This window comes from Agrobacterium vitis (assembly GCF_014926405.1).
Taxonomy (GTDB): domain Bacteria; phylum Pseudomonadota; class Alphaproteobacteria; order Rhizobiales; family Rhizobiaceae; genus Allorhizobium; species Allorhizobium vitis_H.
Window position 1 is genome coordinate 2,254,693 of sequence record NZ_JACXXJ020000005.1, and the last position, 23,545, is coordinate 2,278,237.

The 23,545-nt window shown below is 58.9% G+C and carries 18 protein-coding genes; 8 read left to right on the forward strand and 10 right to left on the reverse strand.

The window, feature by feature from the left end:
* Positions 1-63 precede the first annotated feature (63 nt).
* A complete protein-coding gene (locus IEI95_RS21840; RefSeq protein WP_156534007.1) occupies positions 64-819 on the forward strand; it encodes a DeoR/GlpR family DNA-binding transcription regulator in 756 nt (251 codons plus the stop codon).
* A gap of 30 nt (positions 820-849) precedes the next feature.
* Here the strand turns inward: IEI95_RS21840 and IEI95_RS21845 are convergent, their stop codons facing one another.
* From IEI95_RS21845 to IEI95_RS21865, 5 genes are all read right to left on the reverse strand, one after another.
* On the reverse strand, positions 850-1,857 hold the full coding sequence (locus IEI95_RS21845; protein ID WP_156534009.1) for an asparaginase: 1,008 nt from the start codon (positions 1,855-1,857) through the stop codon (positions 850-852).
* Positions 1,858-1,961: 104 nt separating this feature from the next.
* On the reverse strand, positions 1,962-3,923 hold the full coding sequence (locus IEI95_RS21850; RefSeq protein WP_156537711.1) for an O-linked N-acetylglucosamine transferase, SPINDLY family protein: 1,962 nt from the start codon (positions 3,921-3,923) through the stop codon (positions 1,962-1,964).
* Between the two features lie 67 nt (positions 3,924-3,990).
* The gene (locus tag IEI95_RS21855) at positions 3,991-5,904 is read right to left on the reverse strand and encodes an O-linked N-acetylglucosamine transferase, SPINDLY family protein (protein ID WP_194417006.1); all 1,914 of its coding nucleotides are present in this window, start codon (positions 5,902-5,904) and stop codon (positions 3,991-3,993) included.
* Positions 5,891-7,828, reverse strand: a complete 1,938-nt coding sequence (locus IEI95_RS21860) for an O-linked N-acetylglucosamine transferase, SPINDLY family protein (RefSeq protein WP_194417007.1) — start codon at positions 7,826-7,828, stop codon at positions 5,891-5,893. Before IEI95_RS21860 ends, IEI95_RS21855 begins: the two co-directional genes overlap by 14 nt.
* Positions 7,829-8,311: 483 nt before the next feature.
* Positions 8,312-9,313, reverse strand: coding sequence for an NAD(P)H-quinone oxidoreductase (locus IEI95_RS21865; protein WP_156534017.1), 1,002 nt, complete (start codon positions 9,311-9,313; stop codon positions 8,312-8,314).
* A gap of 144 nt (positions 9,314-9,457) precedes the next feature.
* Between IEI95_RS21865 and IEI95_RS21870 the strand changes: the two genes are divergently transcribed.
* Positions 9,458-10,579 (forward strand): DUF1963 domain-containing protein, encoded by a 1,122-nt coding sequence (locus tag IEI95_RS21870; RefSeq protein WP_156537707.1) that lies wholly within the window; start codon positions 9,458-9,460, stop codon positions 10,577-10,579.
* A 13-nt stretch (positions 10,580-10,592) separates the two neighbouring features.
* Here the strand turns inward: IEI95_RS21870 and IEI95_RS21875 are convergent, their stop codons facing one another.
* The gene (locus IEI95_RS21875) at positions 10,593-12,404 is read right to left on the reverse strand and encodes a GGDEF domain-containing protein (RefSeq protein ID WP_194417008.1); all 1,812 of its coding nucleotides are present in this window, start codon (positions 12,402-12,404) and stop codon (positions 10,593-10,595) included.
* A 235-nt stretch (positions 12,405-12,639) separates the two neighbouring features.
* Between IEI95_RS21875 and betI the strand changes: the two genes are divergently transcribed.
* From betI to betA, 5 genes are all read left to right on the forward strand, one after another.
* Positions 12,640-13,242 carry a transcriptional regulator BetI gene (betI, locus tag IEI95_RS21880; protein WP_156537706.1) on the forward strand — a complete coding sequence of 201 codons (603 nt, stop codon included), beginning with the start codon at positions 12,640-12,642 and terminating at the stop codon, positions 13,240-13,242.
* Positions 13,239-14,756, forward strand: coding sequence for a choline-sulfatase (gene betC, locus IEI95_RS21885; protein WP_194417009.1), 1,518 nt, complete (start codon positions 13,239-13,241; stop codon positions 14,754-14,756). The genes betI and betC overlap by 4 nt, the downstream gene beginning before the upstream one ends.
* Positions 14,757-14,758: 2 nt before the next feature.
* On the forward strand, positions 14,759-15,400 hold the full coding sequence (locus IEI95_RS21890; RefSeq protein ID WP_194417010.1) for a glutathione S-transferase family protein: 642 nt from the start codon (positions 14,759-14,761) through the stop codon (positions 15,398-15,400).
* Positions 15,400-16,863 (forward strand): betaine-aldehyde dehydrogenase, encoded by a 1,464-nt coding sequence (gene betB, locus IEI95_RS21895; RefSeq protein ID WP_194417344.1) that lies wholly within the window; start codon positions 15,400-15,402, stop codon positions 16,861-16,863. Before IEI95_RS21890 ends, betB begins: the two co-directional genes overlap by 1 nt.
* Positions 16,864-17,107: 244 nt before the next feature.
* Entirely contained in the window at positions 17,108-18,760 is a 1,653-nt protein-coding gene (betA, locus tag IEI95_RS21900; RefSeq protein ID WP_194417011.1) for a choline dehydrogenase, read from the forward strand.
* 4 nt (positions 18,761-18,764) lie between these two features.
* On the opposite strand, the gene IEI95_RS21905 is transcribed toward betA, so the two are convergent.
* From IEI95_RS21905 to IEI95_RS21915, 3 genes are all read right to left on the reverse strand, one after another.
* Complete coding sequence (locus IEI95_RS21905) at positions 18,765-19,130, reverse strand: type II toxin-antitoxin system VapC family toxin (RefSeq protein ID WP_156534031.1); 366 nt, start codon at positions 19,128-19,130, stop codon at positions 18,765-18,767.
* Positions 19,124-19,336 carry a ribbon-helix-helix domain-containing protein gene (locus IEI95_RS21910; protein ID WP_156534033.1) on the reverse strand — a complete coding sequence of 71 codons (213 nt, stop codon included), beginning with the start codon at positions 19,334-19,336 and terminating at the stop codon, positions 19,124-19,126. The genes IEI95_RS21905 and IEI95_RS21910 overlap by 7 nt, the downstream gene beginning before the upstream one ends.
* 72 nt (positions 19,337-19,408) lie before the next feature.
* Positions 19,409-20,698, reverse strand: coding sequence for a phosphatidylglycerol lysyltransferase domain-containing protein (locus IEI95_RS21915; RefSeq protein WP_156534035.1), 1,290 nt, complete (start codon positions 20,696-20,698; stop codon positions 19,409-19,411).
* A gap of 285 nt (positions 20,699-20,983) precedes the next feature.
* Between IEI95_RS21915 and IEI95_RS21920 the strand changes: the two genes are divergently transcribed.
* Positions 20,984-22,330 carry a chloride channel protein gene (locus IEI95_RS21920; protein ID WP_234891052.1) on the forward strand — a complete coding sequence of 449 codons (1,347 nt, stop codon included), beginning with the start codon at positions 20,984-20,986 and terminating at the stop codon, positions 22,328-22,330.
* A gap of 3 nt (positions 22,331-22,333) precedes the next feature.
* On the opposite strand, the gene IEI95_RS21925 is transcribed toward IEI95_RS21920, so the two are convergent.
* Positions 22,334-23,299 carry a flagellin N-terminal helical domain-containing protein gene (locus IEI95_RS21925; RefSeq protein WP_156534037.1) on the reverse strand — a complete coding sequence of 322 codons (966 nt, stop codon included), beginning with the start codon at positions 23,297-23,299 and terminating at the stop codon, positions 22,334-22,336.
* Between the last annotated feature and the right edge of the window lie 246 nt (positions 23,300-23,545).

Here is a 23,545-nt window from a genome sequence, read left to right on the forward strand (position 1 = left end):
TTGAGAGTCGAGTCAAAATCGTCAATATATGTAGTTATGTGAAATTTCAGGTAATTTCGTGCAATGCTGACTCATCAACGCAAGGCTCTCATTCTCTCCCGGCTACAACGCGACGGACGGGTGATCGCCAAGGATTTCGCCGCTGAACTCGACCTGTCGGAAGACACCGTTCGCCGTGACATGCGCGACATGGCAGCAGCGGGATTGCTCGCCCGTGTGCATGGCGGGGCGCTGCCACTTTCGCCAGACCTGCCGGATTTCTCGGCCCGGAAAAGCCGGGCGGGCAGCGAGAAACAGGCTTTGGCAACCCGTGCCGTAGCGCTGGTCCAGCCGGGGCAGATGATCTTTCTGGATGGCGGCACCACCAATGCTGAAATTGCCCGGCTGCTGCCGCAAAATCTCGGCCTGACCGTGATGACCCATAGCCCGACCATTGCTGTCGAGCTGGAAAGACGCAGCGATATCGAGGTTATCCTGATCGGCGGGCGGCTCTATCGGCATTCGATGGTGGCGGTGGGTGCAGTGGCGGCGGAGGCGATTGCAAGGCTGCGCCCGCACCTGTTCTTCCTGGGTGCGACATCCGTCCACCCCCAGCATGGTGTCACCACTGGCGATGCTGAGGAAGCGGCAATCAAACGGATAATCGCCTCGGTCAGTGCCGAAACCTATCTCTGCCTGACCTCGGAAAAGCTGGATACACTGTCGCCCTGCCAGATTCTGCCACTGCCAGCCCTGGCGGGATTGATCGTCGGGCCCAGTGTGGAGGCGGAGCGTCTTACCCCCTATCAGGCGACAGGGATCGCGCTTTTCCAGGCATGAGCCGTCGTCAGGATATGAAATCGCGAGAGATCAGGAAAACAGCACGTCGGTCACCCTGACATCACCGACATGGCGGCCTGTCCAATTGTGCATCGGCTTATTGGCCATGGCCAGCAGCGCCAGCCGCTCGGGACTGTCCTTTTCGAAATAGCGGGCCAGCAGCGCCGTCACCATCGCCTCGGCGGCGCGGGTCGCGCCGTCATCCGCCTTGACCGCAATCGACAGGCCCTGCTGCGGCAGAACGGCGCAAAACACCCCTTCAGCACCGGTCTTGGCGAAGATCTTTCCCGGAGCGACCTGCATCATCTTCGTGCAGGCGCGGGCGGTTCCTGCCACGTAATAGGGCTCCGCCATGCAGGCATCGATCAGCCGTCTGGAGGCCTTGGCGCGCAGCGGCTCCAGCCCCTGCCCCGTTGTCATCCTGGCAAAACCATGGGCCAGCGCCTTCAACGGCACTGCATAGCTTGGAATGGAGCATCCGTCGGTGCCGCAATGGTCGCGGTCCAGCACGGCGCCCGTCAGGCTTTCCATAGTCGCCCGGATATCGCGTTGCAGGGGGTGATCGTATTCCACATAGCCTTCAACCTGATAGCCAGCATGTACGCAGGCGCAGACGAAACCGGCATGTTTACCGGAGCAATTGTTATGCAGCGCCTGCGGCTTTTCCAATGTGCGGGCCTGATGGATCAGGGTTTTCTGGTCGAAAGACCAATGAGCGCCGCATTCCAGCGCATCCACATCCAGCCCGGCCCTGGCCAGCATCAGCGCCGCCAGCACCACATGCTCATCCTCGCCGGAGTGCGAGGAACAGGCCAGCGCCAGTTCCTTGTCGCCGAACCCATAAGCATCCGCAGCACCACTTTCCACCAAAGGCAGGGCCTGCATGGCCTTGCAGGCCGAGCGCGGAAACACGCCAGCCTCGATATCTCCGGCGGAAAACACCACATGTCCATCGCCATCCACCACCACGGCCACGCCATGATGGCGGCTTTCGACGCGGTTTCCACGGGTGACTTCAACAGTAATGGGATTGGTCATGATGGCGAGGCCTTACGTGTTTGGGGAGCCTGTTTGATTAACGCAGAATGCGACAGGGCGCATCCCTAAACAAGCTGGCAAGATTCTTACAGTGCTGTGCGCACCTATAAAGGCATTGACCGGATCGGCAGGGCCGGCACGTCGATATGGTCGGGCGCAAGCCCTGCCCTGGCCCGCGCCGCCATCATCTCATAGGCGCGTTCCAGATGCCGGGTGAAGCGCTCGGTGTCAAACAAAGGCTCCTTACGGCGGTTGGCTTCGAGCTTTTGTTTCAGGGCGACGATCTTTTCCGGGTGAGCGGCGAACTCTACCGCCCTTTCGACAAACTCTTCACCGTCCCGCGCCACCATTTCGGGCAGGCCGATAGCCGTCAGCAGGCTCTCAGATACTCTCGAAGCAAAGCTTCGGCCCTTTTTCGTCAGCACCGGCAGGCCGCCCCAGAGCAGATCCGAGGTCGTGGTATGGCCGTTATAGGGGAACGTGTCGAGCGCGAGATCGGCAAGACCCACCCGGCTGAGATGATCAGGATAATCGACCCCTTCAGCAAAGACGATACGGTCGCGGCCAATGCCGAGGCGAGCGAATTCCTCGGCGAAATTCGCCTGCAATTGCGGCCCGCTGCACAATATCCACAGCAGGCTATCCGGCACGGCGTTCATGATCGAGGCCCACAGGGTGATGCTTTGCGGACTGATCTTGGCGGGCGAGTTGAAGGAAGCGAAGACGAAGGCTCCTTCCGGCAGACCGTGATCGGCCCGCTTCAAGACTTTGGGGCGCGGCTTGGTCAGGCTGCAATTGCCCTGATAGGTTTCCGGCAGGCGGCAGAGCTTTTCCTCAAACCACGGCTTGGCATCGTCGGGTGTGACGATGGGGTCTGTTACGTGATAATCCAGCCCCGCACCACGCACCGAGCCGGGATAACCGATCCAGCTGGCCTTGACCGGTGCATCCGAAAGAGCGACGGCGGCAAGCCGGTTGCCCGCCGTGTGTCCCTTCAGATCGATGAGAATATCGATGCCGCGCCGGCTGATTTCCTGGGCGATCCCGTCATTATCCATCTGGCCGACAGCGATAATTTCCGATTGTAGCACCGGATCCCAGGTCTTCTGGATGGCGGCCTGACCAGGCGGCGTATGGCAAAAGAAAGTAATGTCGAAACGGCTGCGGTCATGGGCCAGAAAGACATCGTAAAGAAGATACATGGTGGCGTGGATGGTCAGATCCGAAGAGAGATAACCGATCTTGAGTTTTTCGCCCAAAGGGCGAACCGCGCGCCGTGGCATGACAGTGCCCACATTGCGCTGAAGCAGATCGGTGCCGCCGCAAGGACCGTTGATCACCGCCTGATCGTCGCTCCAGTAGCAGCGCGATAGAGGCTGGTCACGATAAAGGATCTCCGCCGTCAACGGATCTTCAGGCGTTTTCATCATGTCCAGCCATTGTCTTGCCACCGGAAAGAACAGGCTGGAGCGGCAGAACATGAAATAATTCACCGCGACAAAACTGTCCCCGGGGCTTTCCGCATAGCGCTTTTCGATGATCGGCTTCAGCTTGTCCGGTTTGCGTGTCAATTGGTAATGGTTGATGACGATCTGCAAATGCCAGTTATTGGTCATATCGAGAAGCGGCACCAATTCATCCAGTGGCGGATGCATGCCTGCCCCCAGCAGCATGTTGGCGATCTCGCCGACAAAACCCGCATCGTCTGAATTGGCGCGCGCTGCTGCAACAGCGATGCCTTCCAGAAGATCGGCCCGCCGCTCGGCCAGATAGAGCTTGGCGGCGAATTTCAGGAATTCGGCGCGCTTTTCCGGCAAAGCCGCGGCCGACCGGGCGAAGGCTTGCGCCGCCTCGATTTTCTGGCCGAGCTTCAGATGGATATTAGCGGCGAGCATTTCGGCCTGCCCAGCTTTTCCGGCCCGCGCCAATTGCCTGGCTGCCGCCTGCGCATGGCCCAGAGCCTTATCAAACGCGCCCTGCCGGTAGGCATTGAGCGCCAAATCCATATCCTGAGCCATGATCCGCCAAGCCACCTGCATGTTCAATCCATGCGACGGCAGGAACATGCCGCAGCATCATCTCGGATAGAGGAAAACCATTGCCCGAGGCTTGCCCGGCGGCAGCGTTAAACACTTACCCCGGCAAGGCCGGAACATCGATCCGGGCTGGCGCCAAGCCCGCGCGGGCGCGCTCCGCCATCATCTCATAGGCTCGTTCCAGATGTTGGGTGAAGCGAAGCGTATCAAACAGCGGCGCGGCATGGCGGCTGGTGGCAAGGTGGTTTTTCAACGCGGCGATCTTGTCCGGTTGCCGGGCCAGCTCTGCGGCCAGACTGACGAACGCCTCCTCATCATCAGCCACCAGTTGATCGAGGCCGACAGCCTTCAACAGGCTTTCCGACACCCGCCCGGCAAAACAATGCCCACGTTTGGTCAAGACCGGCAGCCCGCCCCAAAGCATATCGGAGGTCGTCGTATGGCCGTTGCAGGGGAAGGTATCGAGCGCCAGATCGGCCAGCGGCAGCCGGTGGACGTGGTCGCCATAATCCTGCTTGGCGGCAAACAGGATGCGGGCCGGATCGATGCCTTCCGCCACAAAGGCCGCCTCCAGGTTGGTTCTTGCAATGGCATCCGGGCAAAGCATCCACAACAGGCTATCGGGTGCGGCCCGCAATACTCTAGCCCACAGGGACATGGTCTGCGGCGTGATCTTGTGGACGCCGTTGAAGGACGCAAAAACGAAGGCATGCTCCGGCACCCCATGATCGGCACGCCGCGACGGCCTTGGTTGCGGACGGCTGGCAGCGCTGTTGGCCTGATAGCACTCCGGCAGGCGGCAGAATTTTTCCTGGTAAAAAGCCTCGGCACTGTCAGGCGTCACCACCGGATCGGTGATGGCATAATCCAGATCGACGCCGGACACCGGGCCGGGAAAGCCGAGATAGGTTGCTTTAACTGGCGCCGACGACAGATTGACGATGCCGAGCCTGGCACCCGGCGTATGGCCTTTCAGATCGACCAGAATATCGACTTTCCGACGGTCAATTTCGGCAGCGGCGGCCGCGTCGGAAAGATCGCGCAGGCTGACAAGCTCCTGGCGTAGCTGCTCCGGCATGGCCTGCTGATCGGCGCTGTAGGTCTTTGCGGTATAGCAAAATAGCGTGATCCTGAACCGACTGCGGTCATGGGCCAGCAGGCTGTCGAGAAACAGCGTCATGGTCGCGTGGGCGTGAAAATCGCTGGAGAGATAGCCGATATGCAGGGGGTGATCGCCGTTCCCGATTGTCCGGCCGACCATTTTCCGGCGAAGGGGGCGGGCGGCAAAGCTTTGCGACAGGGCCCGATGCTCGCGCACGGGCTTGGCCTGCACACTCTCGTCTTCGCACCAGAGCACACGGGACAGCGCCTGCTCGACCTGCAAGACAGCACGCGCGTAAGGCTCGTCCGGGGTGGTCATCAACGCCTGATGACGGGCGATGGTGGCGAGATCGACCAGATCATGGGCGCTGGCAAAGCGCAGGCCTTCGATGGCGGCATCGTCAGGCACGGTTTCGCGGGCCTCGTCCAGCAGCGTTTTCAGCTCGGGCAGCTGCCAATTGGCGCGGTAGAAACTGGCGGCAAAAAACATCGCCGGGCCACTCGTCCGGTCAAGATAAGGGATCAGTTGTGTCACCGCCTGACGGGCCGGGTCGTCCCAAGCTGCCAGTAGGGTCTGAGCCATAACAAGCACAAAGGCCGGATCGTTGCGATTGAGCAGACCCGCCTCTAGCCCGATCCGGCGAACATCATCCGTCTGTCCGGTCTGGAGAAACAGCGTCGCCGCCAGTTTCAGAAAGGCAGGTGCCTCGGCGCGATTGGCGCTTGCCGCCTGGGCAAAGGCGCTGGCGGCGGCTGGCTTATCGCCGCATTTCAGCAGAATATTACCAACCAGGGCCTGTGCCATCGCATGGTTAGGCGCTTTTTTGGCAATCACAGACCGCGCCGCACGCAGCGCCGCCTCGAAATCCCCGGTCTGATAGGCCTTTACCGCCACATCAAACGTTGCCATGGCCTGCCTCTTGCGGCGTAAAAAACGGCTCCTTGCGCGCAGGCAAGGCGGGAACATCAATATGATCGGGCGCAAGGCCCGCCCGCGCCCGCTCCGCCATCATCTCGTAGCCACGCTCCAGATGGCGTGTGAAGCGCTCGGCATCAAACAGCGGCGCGGTTAAAATCTGGGTGCGCAGCCGTGCTCGAAGGTCTTCCAACCGGTCTGGATGCTCGGCAAGATCAACGGCGCGGGCTATAAAATCATCCGCATCCTGGGCCACCAGTTCCGGCAGGCCGACGGCCTTCAGCAGGCTTTCGGAAACACGACCAGCGAACGCCTTGCCTTTCTTCGTCAGGACAGGAACCCCTGCCCACAGCGCATCGGATGTGGTGGTGTGGCCGTTGTAAATAAAGGTGTCGAGCACCAGATCGGTTGCCGACATCCGGGCCAGAAACTCCGCACTCGGGCAATTATCGAAGAAGATCAATCGCCCGGCATCGATGCCCTGCTGCGCGAAGGCGACGCGCAGATTGTCCGCCACCGCAGCTCGCGCGCAGCTTATGGAAAGGACGGCCTCAGGCACGCGCTTCAGAATCTGCGCCCAGATACGGATCGCCTGACGGTCGATCTTCTGCGACCCGTTGAACGAGCCGAACACAAACAGACCAGATGGCAACCCAACCGACTCGCGGCTTGCCCTCTGCTGCCAAGTCCGGCTAGACACGCTGTTGGCCATATAGGTTTCCGGCAAGCGGCAGAGCTTTTCCTGATAATAGGGCTTGCTGCTATCGGGCGTGATGATCGGATCGGTGATCGCATAGTCCAGATCGACCCCCATCACCGCACCGGGAAATCCCATATAGGTAACTTTGATCGGCGCGTCGCAAAGGTCAACGACATCAAGCCTTGCCCGCGCCGTATGCCCATTCAGATCCACCAGGATATCCACCTCATTTTGGCGTATCCATTCGATGATGGCGGCGCTGGACAGGTCGCGAACCCGGACGACTTCGCCGCGCAATTGCTCCGGCCACGTCGATTGATAAGTCTCGCAACCGACGGGAGAATGGCACAGCAGGATAATATCGAACCGCGAACGGTCATGCTGCAACAGGGCGTCATAGATCAACGTCATCATCGGATGAAGGCGAAGATCGCTGGAAAAATAGGCGATGCGAAGTCGGCCCTGCGGGCGGATCGCCCGGCGCGCGAGAGGTTCTGCCACTTGCGCACGGTGACGCATGACTTCGAGCGCTCCGAAAAACGGCTTTGCCGCCTCACGCTCATCATCGGTGCGGATGATCCTTGCCAAACCCAGCTCAAAAGCTGCCAGACGCTCCCCAAAACCCGGTTCCCGCAACCTGGCCGCAAAATGATCCGTCACCGCGAAATCGCAGCGCTCCAGGGCGCGTAGCGCTAGAGCGGCAAGCAGGAAAGCATTGTTGGGGTAGCGCGCGGCGTTGGCCAGCAGAACGGCATAGAGCCCGTCCCTGTCCCTCGAGGTCGCAATGAAAGCAATGAGAAGATTGAGATGCGGACGTTTTTCACAATCCAGTGCGCCGATGATCGCATGGGCCTCGCCGAGCCGTCCAAGCGTGGACAAGGCAGTCACAACCTTGAACACCGCTGTCTGATGATCGGCAAGCCGTTTTGCCACGAGATCGACAAGCCCGGCAAGCGGCTCGAACTGGCTCTCGGAAAACATCAGATCAATGGCCAGCACCAGACAATCATTCGCCTTGGCCGATGCACTGTGTGCCACCTTCAGAAAAGCCTTGGCCGCCCCGGCCCTGTCGGATTGCTTCAACCGGATGCCGCCGGTGAGGAAATCCAGATCAGCGATCCGATCCGGGTCCGTTTCATCGGTCGCATTGGCCAGCGCCAGCGCCTGGTCCAGATCGCCGCTTTGATAGGCCGAAAGTACCAGTTCCAGGGTGGCCACGCGATGCTCCAACAACAAACACCCGTGTCACCGGAATTATCGAATTCACAAGGCAACACCGGGTTCCAACGCCGGATACAGATGGCCCGGCCCTCTCATCCATAAAAACAAGAGTTTGCGCGGGGCTGGAGAGACATCATGGGATGAAGAGGAACGATCAACGGAACAGCAAAAAGGGCCGCTTTCGCGACCCTTTCCTCCTGGCCTTGCGGCCATGAATTTTGCATGAGTTTGGCCTGACTGAAGACCCGGCGGCACAGCTGCCGCCGAAGGAAGATGGGATCAGATCGAGGGCTGCCCCTTTCCGACCATCACCATTCCAAAGCCCTCTACGCAGACCGAAATCTCATTAGACATTGGATCACCTTCCTTTCTTTCTGTTGAAGTTGATAAGAAGGTAGGTGACGAATCGCGGATCGACAAGGCACATAAATTAAAAAGCTGCATTACTGAGTGATTGATCAACTTACCGTTGGCAGAACATCATACGAGCGTCAGCACAATCTTGCCGATATGTGTGCTGTCTTCCATCAGCCGATGCGCATCCGCCACCTTGTCGAACGGCAGAACGGTATGAATGACCGGTGCGACGGTGCCCTGCTCCAGAAGCGGCCAGGCGCTCGCCAAAAGGTCGTCGCGGATGGCGCGTTTTTCTTCCGCGGTGCGCGGGCGCATCGTTGATCCCGTCACCGTCAGGCGCTTGACCATGATCGGGCCGAGATTGACCTTTTCGGCCACGGCACCGCCTAGAAAAGCAATGATCGATAGGCAGCCGTCCTTGGCCAGTGATGCAATATTCTTTTCGAAATAGGACGCGCCGATCATGTCGAGGATGATATCGACCCCCTTACCATCCGTCTCGGCCTTCACCACCTCGGCGAAATCCTCACTCCGGTAATTGATGGCCCGGCGAGCGCCGAGCTTCAGGCAGGCCTCGGCCTTTTCAGCCGAACCAACCGTGGTCAGCACGTCGGCACCGAAAGCACGGGCAAGCTGGATCGCCGTGGTGCCAATACCCGAGGAGCCGCCATGGATGAGGACCGTTTCGCCTTCGGTCAGCCCCGCCATCTGGAACAGGTTGGCCCAGACGGTGAAGAAGGTTTCCGGCACCGCCGCCGCTTTCACCGCATCGAATCCCCTGGGCCAGGGCAGGCTTTGCCCTTCCGGAAGAATGCAGAACTCGGCATAACCGCCGCCATTGGCCAGCCCGCAGACCTTGTCGCCAATGGCAAAGTCGCTCACCCCTTCGCCCACCGCCACCACGGTGCCAGCCACTTCCAGGCCGAGAACAGGGCTTGCGCCCTTCGGCGGCGGATAACTGCCCTGGCGCTGCGCCACATCCGGCCGGTTGACACCTGCCGCTTCGACCTTCACCAGAATTTCACCGGCGCTTGGCTCCGGCAACGGACCCTGGGCAATTGTCATGACCTCAGGCCCGCCGAAGGATGGGGTATCGACATAGCGCATGTGCGTGGGAAGCGTCATCTTTTGCCTCTGGACTAAGTGTACCTCGACCTTATCTAGAGACCGAGAGACGAAAAGAAAAGAAGACGGATCGACGCGGGGCGGCATAAGTCCTTCTAATACCGAACGAATGACCAGGAATCCCGATAGTTCAGGACCATTTGAATGCACAAAAAGCCCCTTGCCCCGCATCTCTTCACCCGTCGCAGCGTTCTTGCCGGGGCGGCTGGCCTCCTGGCTTTCGGTAACGCCACAGGCACCTTCGCGCAGCAGCGCAAGGCTGGCCCTTATTTCAAGACAAAAGACGAACTCGACCAGTCGTTGAAGACGTTCGGCGTGGGGTCCTGGGATCGAAGCAGCTTGCTGAAACAGGCCCGGCCAACGACAATTCTCAGCTCGACAGCGCTGGAGGATAAGGACATTCCGGTCGGCGCAAGCAAGATCGGCGGCGCGCCGGACATGCCTGAGAACACGGACTGGCCAATGCGCAAGCCGTCCTCGAGCGGCAAAAGAGACGTTGACGTCCTGCGCAAGCTGAATGCCGAGAACCCCAGCCCCTATTACCAGCAGATGATTGCCGAGAAGGAACCTCTCGCCAACCGGGATGCTCCGCTTGCCTTCGTCCTGCAATTCGATCTTGCCGCAGCCGGCCCTGTCGATCCCGATATTCCCACGGACGGCCGGCTTCTGGTGTTTTTCGACCTGGTGCTGCTGCCTTGGTTTGGCGAGCAGCAGGCGGAAAAATCCTTTTCCCTTCTCTATCTTCCCGCCGCGCAGAGCGAGTTGAAACGCCGTCCCGTCCCTGATCTCGGCATGGCGCTTTGGGGTGAGCGGCGTGAGGGAGACACCGACGAGCAGGCGATGCGATTGCCATCCGCCCGGATCGATCCAACCTTTTCCTATACGCTGCCGGGCGATGGGTCCTATCCGATGCTGACCCGCTATCCCTATCCGCAGGAGCCGCCGCATCGGGCCTGGCTGGATGCGCTGACCAGCGGCCCCGGCGACGGTTTCCAATTCTACGGTTGGCCGAACTTCGTTCAATCCGACCCGGCCATCGATCTCGGTGCCGAAGACGTGAAATTCGATCTGCCGCGCAATGACGATTACATCCGCACCATAAGGGGTCTTGCGGGCCCCATCGAAAACTGGATTCCCCTGCTGACGATCACCGGCTATGCCAGCGACGGCGTCGATTTCAACGGCGGTTATTATGTGATGATCCGCCGCACGGATCTGCGCAACAAGGATTTTTCAAAGGCGGTCATTGTTTATCAGACCGATTGAGCCGAAACCCACCTCACCCGATCGGCTGCGGCGAACGGATGCCGGAGACAAAAAGGCCGCTATCGCTATCCTTGGCGCTTTTCTTGACGCTGGCGATTTCCGACGACAGGCGGCTGACATCATCGACAACCAGCCCCTGCGGTAATTCCAGAACACCGATGGAGCAGCGCATCAGCGGAAAATCGCGGTCGATACCATGACGGTCCGTGCCACGAATACGGCCTTGCGCCCGGTCTTCCGGTGAATAGAGAGCGGCGACATCGCCGTGGAAATCCGAGAGCAGCCGGTCGAGGATCTCGACGACTTCCTCGCCCGTCCAACCGATCAGGCCGATGAAGAAATCGTCGCCGCCGACATGGCCGAGAAACACGCCATCGGCGAAGAAATAACGGCGCATCAGCGCGGCAAACAGCGAAATGGCGTGGTCGCCCAGGTGAAAGCCGTAGTGATCGTTGAAGGGTTTGAAACTGTCGAAATCACAATAGCAGAAATGGCGAAGGTCATCGCTATCACGACCACTGTCCTGCATGAAATCGCGAATGGCGCGATTGCCTGGCAGGCCGGTCAGCGGGTTCTGCTCCTGAGCGGTCTTCAACTGCTTTTCATTGATGATGCGCACCAGCGAGGCCGCAGAAACCACGCCCGCATAGCGCAGGTTTTCGGTCAGCAGCACGCAATCGCTGCCTTCGGTATTAGAGAAGATCGCCATCAGCCGGTCGGCATCGGCATCGAGCCCCACGACTGGAGCGTGATCGACGAATTGCGATATGGTCCGCTCATAGACCTTGTTCTTCAGAAGATCGCGCCCGAAGGGCTGATAGATATATTCCTTCAAATGCACTTCGTGGATGATGCCGCGTGGTTCGCCATTGGCGTTCAGAACCGGAAAGAACGACTGGCGCGGATTGCGGCGAAACAGGTCGAACACGCTATCGACACTGTCATTTTCATAGACTGTCGGCAGGCGCTCGATCTGCTTGCGGATCAGGATTTCGTCCAGCGACTGGCTGGAGCGCCGTGACTGGCCGATATCCTTCAGATGCCGATAGTGGGATTTCAGCTCAGCCAGATGGGTGGTGGGCCGGGCAATGTACCAGCCCTGGACGAGATCCACGCCAAGCTCGCGACAGGCGATGAACTCGCCTTCCGTCTCGATCCCCTCGGCAATCACCCGCACGCCAAGCACATGGGCGGTCTGGACGATGTTTTTCACCAGATGGCGTTTGCGCGAATGACTGTCCAGCCCTGAGATGAAATGCCGGTCGATTTTCAGATAGTCGATGGGGAAATCGCAGAGCAGCTTCATCTCGGCATGGCCAACGCCGAAATCGTCAATGGCAATCTTGAAGCCGGCGCTGCGCAGCCGCACCATCAGACCGGCAAATTCCGGCACTTCGGTATTGTTGAACCGCTCCGATAATTCAAAACACACAGACGACGGCGCAATCCCGGCGGCGCGCAGATGCGCCAAAAGCCCGTCGATAATCGTCTCTCCTTGCGCAATCAGCCGCACATCGAGATTGAGAAACAGCGTATAGGCCGCATGATCGGGCAGGCTGGCAAATTTGGCCAGCGCCCTGCTCGCCACCATCTGCTCCAGGGCCAGCAATTGACCCGTTTCATGGGCCTGGTCGAGAATATCGAGCGGGGTCTCAAAGCCGATTCGTTCCTGACCGCGCATCAGCGTTTCATAGCCGAAGACCGCCCCGGTCTGAACCTCGACAATCGGCTGCATGGCATTTTCCATCACGACTTTCGCCAGCGTCAGCAATTGATCGCTGGCATAGCGGCGCAATACTCCGCGTTCCGTCGCAACCGCTACCATTGAAAATATCCCTGCGCCCAAATTGTTTAAGTTTACGGCACGGTGACGGCAAAGCCTGAAGGAAATCTTTACCGGGGATGAAAGTTTTGTGACAGTCCCCGGACTGGCTAAGTCCACCTGGTGTCAGCCCACGCTCGGCAATCATCTGGACCTCGGACCGGCATCCCGCTGGCTGATTTTTATTGATTGATCAGTCAATCAAGAATAGATTGATGATTATCAGAAAGGATAGGCCATGCCGAAACTGGGAATGGAGCCGGTCAGACGAAAAGCCCTTGTCGATGCGGCCTTGAAAGCCATCGGCACGCATGGTTCGCTAACCGTCACCATGTCTGAAATTGCCCGCACTGCTGGGGTTTCTCCCGCTTTGGCCCATCATTATTTCGGCTCCAAGCAGCAATTGCTGATCGAAACGATCCGCTCGCTGTTGAGACAATTGCAAGCCGATGCCGCCAGCGCGCTGACCGCGGCAACCACCCCGCGCCAACGGATTAGCGCCGTGATCCGTATCAGCTTCCAGGCCGACCAGTTTGCGCCCGATACCGTGGCGGCCTGGCTTGCCTTTTATTCCGAAGCGCAACGCTCGGAAGCGACCCGCCGCCTGCTGGTGATCTATGCCCGGCGGTTGCGCTCCAATCTGGTCGACGCCCTGTTGCCTCTGGCCAGCCGGTCCGACGCCGAGCGTATTGCCGAAGGCACGGCAGCAATGATCGACGGGCTTTACATTCGCCAGAGCCTGCGGGCTGCACCGCTGTCCATTGATGCCTCTGTCACACTGGTGGAGGACTATGTCAGCGGGCAGTTACATGCCATTAACCTTGGGGAGCCCAGACCGTGACCAGAGCCAATATTCTCATCATCATGGTCGATCAGCTCAACGGCACACTGTTTGCCGATGGCCCGGCAGACTGGCTGCATGCGCCGCATTTGAAAGCGCTGGCGGCGCGCTCCGCCCGGTTTCAAAACAATTATACCTCCTCGCCACTCTGCGCTCCTGCCCGCGCCTCCTTCATGGCCGGACAATTGCCCAGCCGCACGCAGGTTTATGACAATGCGGCGGAATATGTGTCGTCCATACCCACTTACGCCCATCATTTGCGCCGTGCGGGTTATTACACAGCGCTTTCGGGCAAGATGCATTTTGTGGGGCCGGATCAATTGCATGGCTTTGAAGAACGGCTGACCACCGACATTTACCCTGCCGATTTCGGCTGGACGCCGGATTATCGCAAACCCGGTGAGCGGATTGACTGGTGGTATCACAATCTCGGCTCGGTGACGGGCGCTGGCGTTGCCGAAACTACCAACCAGATGGAATATGATGACGAAGTGGCGTTTCTGGCCAATCAGAAACTCTACCATCTGAGCCGTGAGAGTGATGATGCAGATCGCCGCCCGTGGTGCCTCACCGTTTCTTTCACCCATCCGCATGACCCTTACGTGGCCCGCAAAAAATACTGGGATCTCTATGAGGATTGCGCCCATCTTCTGCCCAAAGTTGGCGCATTGGAGGATCAGGACCCCCATTCCAAGCGACTGATCTACGCCTGTGATTATGACAATTTCAACGTCACAGAAGAAGACATCCGCCGCTCGCGTCGCGCCTATTTCGCCAATATCTCCTATATTGATGATAAAGTGGGCGAGTTGATCGACACGCTGACCCGCACAAGGATGCTGGACAACACCGCCATCCTGTTCTGCTCCGACCACGGCGATATGCTGGGCGAGCGGGGCCTGTGGTTCAAGATGAATTTCTTTGAAGGTTCTGCCCGCGTGCCGCTGATGGTCGCTGGTCCCGGCATTACGCCCGGCCTGCATCAGGCCCCAACCTCCAATCTGGATGTGACGCCAACGCTGTGCGATCTGGCTGGAATTTCGATGGATGAGGTCATGCCCTGGACCGATGGCATAAGCCTCAAGGGCATGATCGGTGGCGAGGCCCGCACCGCGCCCGTGTTGATGGAATATGCCGCCGAAGGCTCCTATGCGCCGATGGTCTGCATCCGCGAGGGGCAATGGAAATATGTACATTGTGCGCTCGATCCCGACCAATTGTTTGATCTTGGGAGCGATCCGCAAGAACTGACCAATCTGGCCGCTGATCCGGCTTATGCCGATGTTCTGGCCGATTTCATCACCAAGCGGAAAGCCCGCTGGGACATGGCCCGCTTTGATGCGGCGGTGCGCGAAAGCCAAGCCCGCCGCTGGGTGGTTTATGAGGCGCTGCGCAACGGTGCCTATTACCCATGGGATCACCAGCCGCTGCAAAAGGCATCCGAGCGCTACATGCGCAACCATATGGACTTGAATGTGCTGGAAGAGAGCAAACGCTATCCGAGGGGAGAATGACAATGCTGACGATCTGGGGCCGAAAATCCTCCTCAAACGTGCAAGCGCTGATGTGGTGCATTGGCGAACTTGGTCTTGACTATGTTCGTCATGATGTTGGCCATCGCTATGGGGGCAATGACACGCCGGAATTTCTGGCGATGAACCCAAATGGCACGGTGCCAGTTCTGCAAGATGGCAATAGTGACCCTCTGTTTGAGACAGGGGCTATCCTTCGCTATCTCGCCAGCCGTTATGCATCGTCGCCATTCTGGCCAGATGATCTGGCGGGTCGCACCCGGGTTGATATGTGGGCGGAATGGTCCAAAGTGAATATTGCGCAAGAGTTTACCTATCCCATATTCTGGCGCGTGGTGCGCACTGCGCCAAAAGATCGTGATCCTAGCGCCATTGCAAAAGCCATGGGCGTGCTGGGCGCAAAGCTGGATATTGCCGAACAACGGCTGGCACACCACACCTATCTGGTGGGTGATGAACTGACCTTGGCTGACATTCAATTCGGCCATGTGCTGTTTCGCTATTTCGATATCGATATCACCCGGCCAGAGCGCCCCGCCCTTCACCGCTATTATCAAAACCTGACCACGCGCCCCGCGTTTCGCGAGCATGTGATGGTGTCTTACGAAGAATTGCGAGTTTTATGATGAAAGCCCAACCCAAAGCCTCCCACTTCATTGATGGCGAATACGTTGAAGACGCAAGCGGCACCGTGATTGACAGCATCTACCCCGCCACGGGTGAGGTGATTGCGCGGCTGCATGCGGCCACGCCTGCGATTGTGGAGCGGGCAATTGCAGCGGCCAAGCGGGCGCAGAAGGAATGGGCCGCTCTCAGCCCCACTGCCCGTGGCCGCGTGCTGAAAAAGGCCGCCGACATCATGCGCGAGCGTAACCGCGAATTATCGGAGCTGGAAACGCTGGACACGGGCAAGCCTATACAGGAAACCATCGTGGCAGACCCAACATCAGGCGCGGATAGTTTCGAGTTTTTTGGCGGTATCGCAGCGGTTGGACTCAACGGCAGCCATATTCCGCTGGGCAATGATTTTGCCTATACCAAACGGGTTCCCCTTGGCGTCTGTGTTGGCATTGGCGCGTGGAATTATCCGCAGCAGATCGCCTGCTGGAAATCGGCACCGGCCTTGGCCGCTGGCAATGCCATGGTGTTCAAGCCATCGGAAATGACGCCGCTGGGTGCGTTGAAGATTGCCGAGATTTTGATTGAGGCGGGTGCGCCAAAGGGCGTATTCAACGTCATTCAGGGCGATCGGGACACGGGACCGCTGCTGGTCAATCATCCCGATGTTGCCAAGGTGTCTTTGACAGGATCAGTGCCAACGGGACGGAAAGTTGCGGCTGCTGCGGCTGGGCATTTGAAGCATGTCACCATGGAGTTGGGCGGCAAATCGCCCCTGATCATATTTGATGATGCTGATATCGACAGCGCCATTTCCGGGGCAATGCTGGCGAATTTTTACTCCACTGGGCAGGTCTGCTCCAACGGCACGCGGGTGTTTGTGCACACGACTATTAAGCAGGTCTTCCTTGAGCGCTTGAAGGCCCGCACGGAAGCCATTGTGATTGGCGATCCGCAAGATGAGGCCACCCAGATGGGGCCTTTGGTGTCGATGGCGCAGCGGGAAAAGGTGCTGTCCTATATCGACAAGGGCAAGGCCGAGGGCGCGACGCTGATCACGGGCGGCGGCATTCCCAACAGCGCAGCGGGCACTGGTGCGTTTATTCAGCCCACCGTGTTTGCCGATGTAACGGACGGTATGACCATCGCCCGCGAAGAGATTTTTGGCCCGGTGATGTGCGTGCTGGATTTTGACGACGAGGCTGACGTGATTACTCGCGCCAATGCCTCGGAATTTGGCCTCGCAGGCGGCGTGTTTACCGCAGACATCACCCGCGCTCACCGCGTGGTGGATCAGCTGGAAGCCGGAACGCTGTGGATCAACACCTATAATCTCTGCCCGGTGGAAATGCCGTTTGGTGGCTCCAAGCAATCCGGCTTTGGCCGCGAAAATTCGCTGGCGGCGCTGGAGCATTATTCGGAATTGAAGACGGTTTATGTCGGCATGGGGAAGTGTGAAGCGCCGTATTGAGCTTTGAGGTCAAGGCTCCTTTCGCAGATCACGGCGCTTTTAAATTCGGGCTTCGCACCCCCTCATCCGGCTGCCGCCACCTTCTCCCCGCTGGGGAGAAGAGGGAAAGAACCGCAGCGCTTCGGGTCTCCTCTCCCCCCATTGTCTATAAAAGATGCGGAGAGGTCTACCGAGCGTAGCGGAGGCAGGGTGAGCTCCGGGTTCTGACCTACAACTTTAGTCCCCAAATCTAAGGGCTGGCAACATGCATCAGGCAGATTTCATCATCATCGGTTCCGGCTCGGCAGGCGCGGCCATGGCCTATCGCCTGTCAGAAGATGGCAAGCACACGGTCATCGTGCTGGAATTCGGCGGCTCAGACATTGGCCCCTTTGTGCAAATGCCAGCCGCCCTTGCCTTCCCGATGAATATGAACCGCTACAATTGGGGATATGTCACCGAGCCGGAACCACACCTCAACAATCGCCGCATGATTGCGCCGCGTGGCAAGGTGGTGGGCGGGTCGTCCTCCATCAATGGCATGGTCTATGTGCGCGGCCATGCGGAGGATTTTAACCGTTGGGACGAGCTCGGAGCGACTGGTTGGTCCTATGCCGATGTGCTGCCTTACTTCAAGCGCATGGAGCATTCTCATGGCGGTGAAGAGGGCTGGCGCGGCACCGATGGTCCCCTGCATGTACGCCGGGGCGAGGTGAAAAATCCGCTATATCAGGCATTTATTGATGCCGGAGCGCAGGCCGGATTTCCCGTGACCGAGGATTACAATGGCCGACAACAGGAAGGCTTTGGCCTGATGGAGCAAACCAGTTGGCAAGGCCGTCGCTGGTCCACCGCCAATGCCTATCTGAAACCGGCACTGAAGCGCGACAATTGCCGCCTGATCCGCTGTTTTGCCCGCAAGATCGTGCTGGAAGGCCGCCGCGCTGTGGGCGTAGAAGTGGAAATTGCTGGCAAGATCGAGGTGATCCGCGCCAACCGCGAGGTGATTGTTGCCGCCTCCGCCTTCAACTCGCCGAAACTGCTGCTGCTCTCCGGCATTGGCCCGGCGGCACATTTGCGCGAAATGGGCATTGATGTGGTGGCGGATCGGCCCGGTGTTGGCCAGAACCTGCAAGACCATCTGGAATATTACCACCAGTTCAAATCAAAATTGCCCATCACCCTGCATTCCAAAAACAACTGGTTCTGGAAGGGCGTGGTCGGCGCGCAGTGGCTGTTTTTCAAAACCGGTCTTGGCACCTCCAACCAGTTCGAGGCCGCCGCCTTTATCCGCTCAAGCGCGGGCGTGAAATGGCCCGACCTGCAATACCACTTCCTGCCGATTGCCGTGTCGTATGATGGCAAATCGTCAGTGGAGGGCCATGGCTTTCAGGCCCATGTCGGCTATAACATGTCGAAATCGCGTGGCTCTGTTACCTTGCGTTCACCGGATGTCAAAGACGCTCCCGTATTGCGGTTCAACTATATGAGTGATCCGGAAGACTGGATAAAATTCCGCCACGCCGTGCGGATCACCCGCGAGATTTTTGCGCAAAAAGCCTTTGATCCCTATCGGGAATCCGAAATCGCGCCGGGATCGAAAGTCCAAACCAATGACGAGATTGACGCCTTCCTGCGCGAACATCTGGAAGGGGCCTATCACCCCTGTGGCACAGCCAAAATGGGCAATAAAGATGATCCAATGGCCGTGGTCGATCCCACTTGCAAGGTGATTGGCGTCGAAGGCCTGCGCGTAGCAGATTCATCGATCTTTCCGCATGTCACCTATGGCAATCTCAACGGCCCATCGATCATGACTGGCGAGAAGGCATCAGATCATATTCTCGGCCGTGATCCCCTACCCCGCAGCAATCAGGAGCCGTGGATTAATCCGACTTGGCAGGTGAGTGATCGGTAAGACATCACAGCCGATAGGGAATGCGGATGCCGGGATGGCTGTCCGGCAAATCCTTGGTATCGCGAGTTACCAGCAGCATGTCATGGGCCTGAGCACTTGCCCAGACAATCGCGTCAGGCAGTTTCAGCCGATGCGCACGCCTCAACGCAACTGCACGCTCGGCCACGGTCTGATCGATAGCAATGCAGCGAAAACTGCGCAGAAAAGCAGCGGTCGCTTGCCCGTTCTCATCGGATGCGCCAACCATGACCTCCATCCAGGTCACCATGCTGATCGCCTTTTCCTCGTAAAGCGAAAGCTCCTGCCTGGCTGGTTCCTTGCCGTTCAGAAAATCGATCAGGATATTGGTATCGAACAGCGCTTTTACCATTCGTTGCGCAAGGCCTGCTGATAGGCAAGGCCATCCGGCTGGTTTTTCCAGAGACCAAAGCCGTGATCCAAATCAGGCTTCTGCCGTTCTTCCAGCAACGATGCCACGGCTTGGCGGATCAACGCTGCCCGGGAAATTTTTTCCTGGCGGGCAATCCGGTCCAGTTTCACCACGGCATCGTCATCAAGATCAATCAATGTTCTCATAGCGCACCTATCATATATCGCTATATGATATACATCGCCCGATGGTTACGATCAAGCAGGCGCGAGACACCGCTATCGCCGCACCAGTTTTTTGATCCCGCCGCTGATCAGCAGCGCGGTATCGACCACGGCGGGCAATGCTTGACGCCGGTCGCTGACGGCAAGATAGCGGGGTTGCCAGTCGGGATCGAACTTAGCCTTGAAGGCGTGGACGCCCTTGAAATTATAGAGCCGCTCGCCGTTTTCATAGACCAGACGGCCAAGGCGGTGCCAAAGCGGGGCGGACGCTCGGTCCGACAGGCCGGACAGCGGCGCCATGCCCATGTCGAGCTGGCGATAGCCTTCCGCTTTCAGATGCAGCATGATCTTCACGAACAGCAGGTCCATCATACCACGATGCGTGCCGGGCAGATGCCGCATCAGGTCGATGAAGGCGTCCTGTTTTGTCTCGGTGGTCAGAATATTGGCAAAGGCGACAATCCGGCCTTCAAGACGAATGATGGCAACTGGATGGGCGCAGAGATAGCAGCGCTGGAACGTGCCAAGCGAAAAGCCCTTTTCTCCGGCCTTGTGATGAGCCAGCCAGACATCCGAAACGTAAGCCAACTCATCCAGCAGCCCCGCCACCTCGGCTGGCGGCACGATGGAAAACTCCAGTCCGTCGCGCTCGGCGCGGTTGATCGAGCGGCGCAGCTTCAGCCAGTCGCCACCCTTCAGGTCGAAGCGATGCAGATCGACAATCGCCTGATCGCCCAGCTTGAACAGTCGCAGGCCCGCATCCGCCGCAACAGGCAGAAAATCCGGGGAGACCTGGTAGAAGGCAACGCGGCAGCCGCAAGCCTTTGCCTCTTTCAGCAATTTCGTCACCAGATGCGGCCAGGCAGCCCGTGGCCCGACCGGGTCGAACAACACGACGAACCGACGGCCACGACGCGCATACATTATAAACGCATCGCCCGCGTCAGAAAACAGCACCTGTTTGTCGCCAAGCGCCACCAGGCCTGCCGCCGCCCGGGAATTTTCCCGCACGATGCGCCCAGCCAATTGTGTATGAGCAGGTGATGCACCCGCCCGAACCGGCCTGATCTGCTGCTGAACAACACGGCCAGCCGCGATGGCACCCAGCAATGACAGCGTCGCTAAGCTCGCGCCGCCAATATCCTGATGCAGTTTGTAAACGAGGCCAAGCTCCGCCAGGGGCTCCAGCAGGAATTCAATCGACAGCAGCGACAAAGCCGCAAGGCCAAGCGCCAACACAAGGCGCAAGAGCTTGCTGGCCGCATGCCAGCCAAGACCTATCCCGGCAACCAGGAAAAATCGTCCGGGCTTGATTGAAACGTCGGTTTCCAATGCATTCACCATCAGCCCCGACGTCCTTCGCCCGAGAAATATTAGGGATTATTCACTCCGCCATGCTTATGGCAGCGCCCGGTAAACATGTCGTGAAGCGGATACATGAACAATCGGTAAAATACCAGACCCGTACAGGCGCAAAGGCCATTGCCGCCCTTATGGTCAAGTGACGATTTTTGAAAACCCGTCGCCAATGTTTGTCCCAAATCGCTAAATCCCCAACCTTCTAAATCTCTTGGGATTTCATCGATTTCGATTTAAGGAATAATGCAGTAGCCATCTGGGAGTTGCCTCATGCCGCGTTCCACGCCCTCGAAAATGCTGCGGCGCTCGCGCGCGCTCAGCGGTTCCTGGCGGATGTGGAAAATGCGGCTGGTCTTCTGGGCCGGTGCTGGTGCCATCGGCGTCGTTAGCGTCGGCTTTGCCTGGCTGGCAGACCGCGCCCAAGCGCTGTTTCACACGATCACCCACGCCACGCAATGGACCTTTCTCCTTCCGCTTCTGTTAACGCCGGCAGGCTTTGCGCTTTGCGCGCTTCTGGCGGCCAAGGTTTTTCCCGCATCACAAGGCTCCGGCATTCCCCAGGCGATTGCCGCCCGTCATATCGATGATCCGGCTGGGCGCAGCCGGTTGCTGTCAATGCGGATTGCTATCGGCAAGGTGCTTTTGACCGCAATCGGTCTGCTCTGCGGCGGATCGATCGGACGCGAGGGACCGACCGTGCAGGTCGGGGCCTCGATCATGCTGTTTTGCGCCCGCATTGGCGGGATGGCGCGGGCAGATGGGCTGATCCTGGCCGGATCGGCCGCCGGTATTGCCGCTGCGTTCAATACGCCGCTGGCCGGGATCGTCTTTGCCATCGAGGAAATGAGCAAGACCTATCACTCCCGCGTCAACAGCCTGGTTTTGATCGCGGTGATCGTTTCCGGCCTTGCAGCCCTCGGTCTCGTTGGCAGCTATACCTATTTCGGCACCGCCAATCCCACCGTCTCCGGCTTGCGTGATTGGATGCTGGTCGGCCTGTGCGGCATTGGCGGCGGCGCCTTCGGCGCGCTGTTCAGTGCGGGGGCGCTGACCTTTATGCGTCGGATACGCCGCTGGACCCAGTTGTCGGCAATGCCCTTGCGGCGCGCCGTGCTGCTCGCCGCCGTTTGCGGACTGGGCGTGGCGCTGATCGGCATTCTGACTGGAGGCGCCACCTACGGCACCGGCTATGAACAGGCGCGCGGCGCGGTGGAGGGCCAAGCCCTGCCGCTGCTGTTTTTCGCGCAAAAGCTGGCGGCCTCGTTCCTGACGATGATTTCCGGCATTCCGGGTGGAATTTTCGCGCCTTCCCTGTCAGTGGGGGCGGGGCTCGGCAGCACCGCCGCCAGCCTGACCGGCTCCAGCATTGCGCTTGGCGCCATTCTCGGCATGGCCGGCTATTTCGCTGGTGTGGTGCAGGCGCCAATGACCGCTTTCGTGATCATCATGGAAATGACCGCCAGCCATGATAGCGCCATCGCCATCATGACCGCAGCCATGCTGGGCTATGCGACGTCGCGGCTTCTGTCACGCGAACCGCTCTATCACGGCCTGTCGCGCCCATTCCTCGCCGAAGCGATCCGCGCCAGCCGGGCGGCGGAGCGCAGCCAAAGCTGACAGTTACAACAACTGCGAGAGGGATTGCACACTGGTATTGACGATAGACAGGGATTTGATGCCGAGTTGCTCCTTGGCCTGGAGGGCTTTCAGGCGGCTCGATTCCAGGTTCATGTCGGTATCGACCATGTTGCCGACGCCCTTGCTGATCGAGCCTTGCAGGTCCTTGGAAAATTCATACTGCATCTCCACCCGGTTGCTCATCGCACCCAGCGTACTCGCCACGCCATTCATCCGTTCGGCCATCGCATCAACCACCTTGATCATGTCATCGATATCGGCATTCGTGGTGCTGTCTTCCAGCCTGATCTCGTCATGAGTCGTAGAGGCCTTGGAGCCATTGAACATCACCCAGGTCTTGGCCGTGCCAAGCTCCGTCGCAAAGCCGGACCCGGTGAGAATACCCCCTTCCCCATCGACATCGTCGATCAGGTAATTGACCTTGGACGTGCCCGGTTCGCCGCCGACATTGTAATCAATCGTGTTGATGCTGATCCTGCCAGCGCCATCGCGCACGAAGGAGCCGACGAGGTTGCGATTGTCCTTGTCGCTGGCGGCATCGCGCAACAGCCAGTTTTCCTTGGAAAAGGAGGAGGATTCAGCAATGGAGCGGAACTGATCGCGGATCTCGTCCAGTTCGGTATTGATCTTGTCGCGTGAGGTGCCGCCTTCACGCGCCAGCACCAGACGCGCCTTCACATCCATCATCAGATCGGTCGACGTACTCATGCCACTTTCAGCCGTGTCCAGCACGCCAGCGGCCATGGACAAGGCATCCTGCACGGCAGACAAGGATCGATTGTCGGAGCGCATCGTCGTTGCAATCGACCAATAGGCGGCATCATCAGCCGCGGTAGCGACCCGGTAACCGGTCGTGACCCGCGCCTGACTATCATCGCGGCTGGACACTGTATGGCGCAGGCTTTGAAGCGCGGTATACGCCGCAACATTGGTGTTTTTACTCGTCATACGCTCACTCACATACTCAGTACAAAACGGGCTCAGTACAAAACGGGCTCAATACAAAACAGGCGAAACACAAGCCGTCCGCAATACTGGACGGCATGTCACCTCGCTGTCGCGAGGGCTGCAAACATCCAGTCACCCGACGACAACAGCAAACGGTTCGTGGATGCGCAGGCAACCACGTTCAACGGCTCCAAAGTCCGAATTTCCCCAACCAGACGCCTCCGCCAGACGTCCCCAAAAGACCGA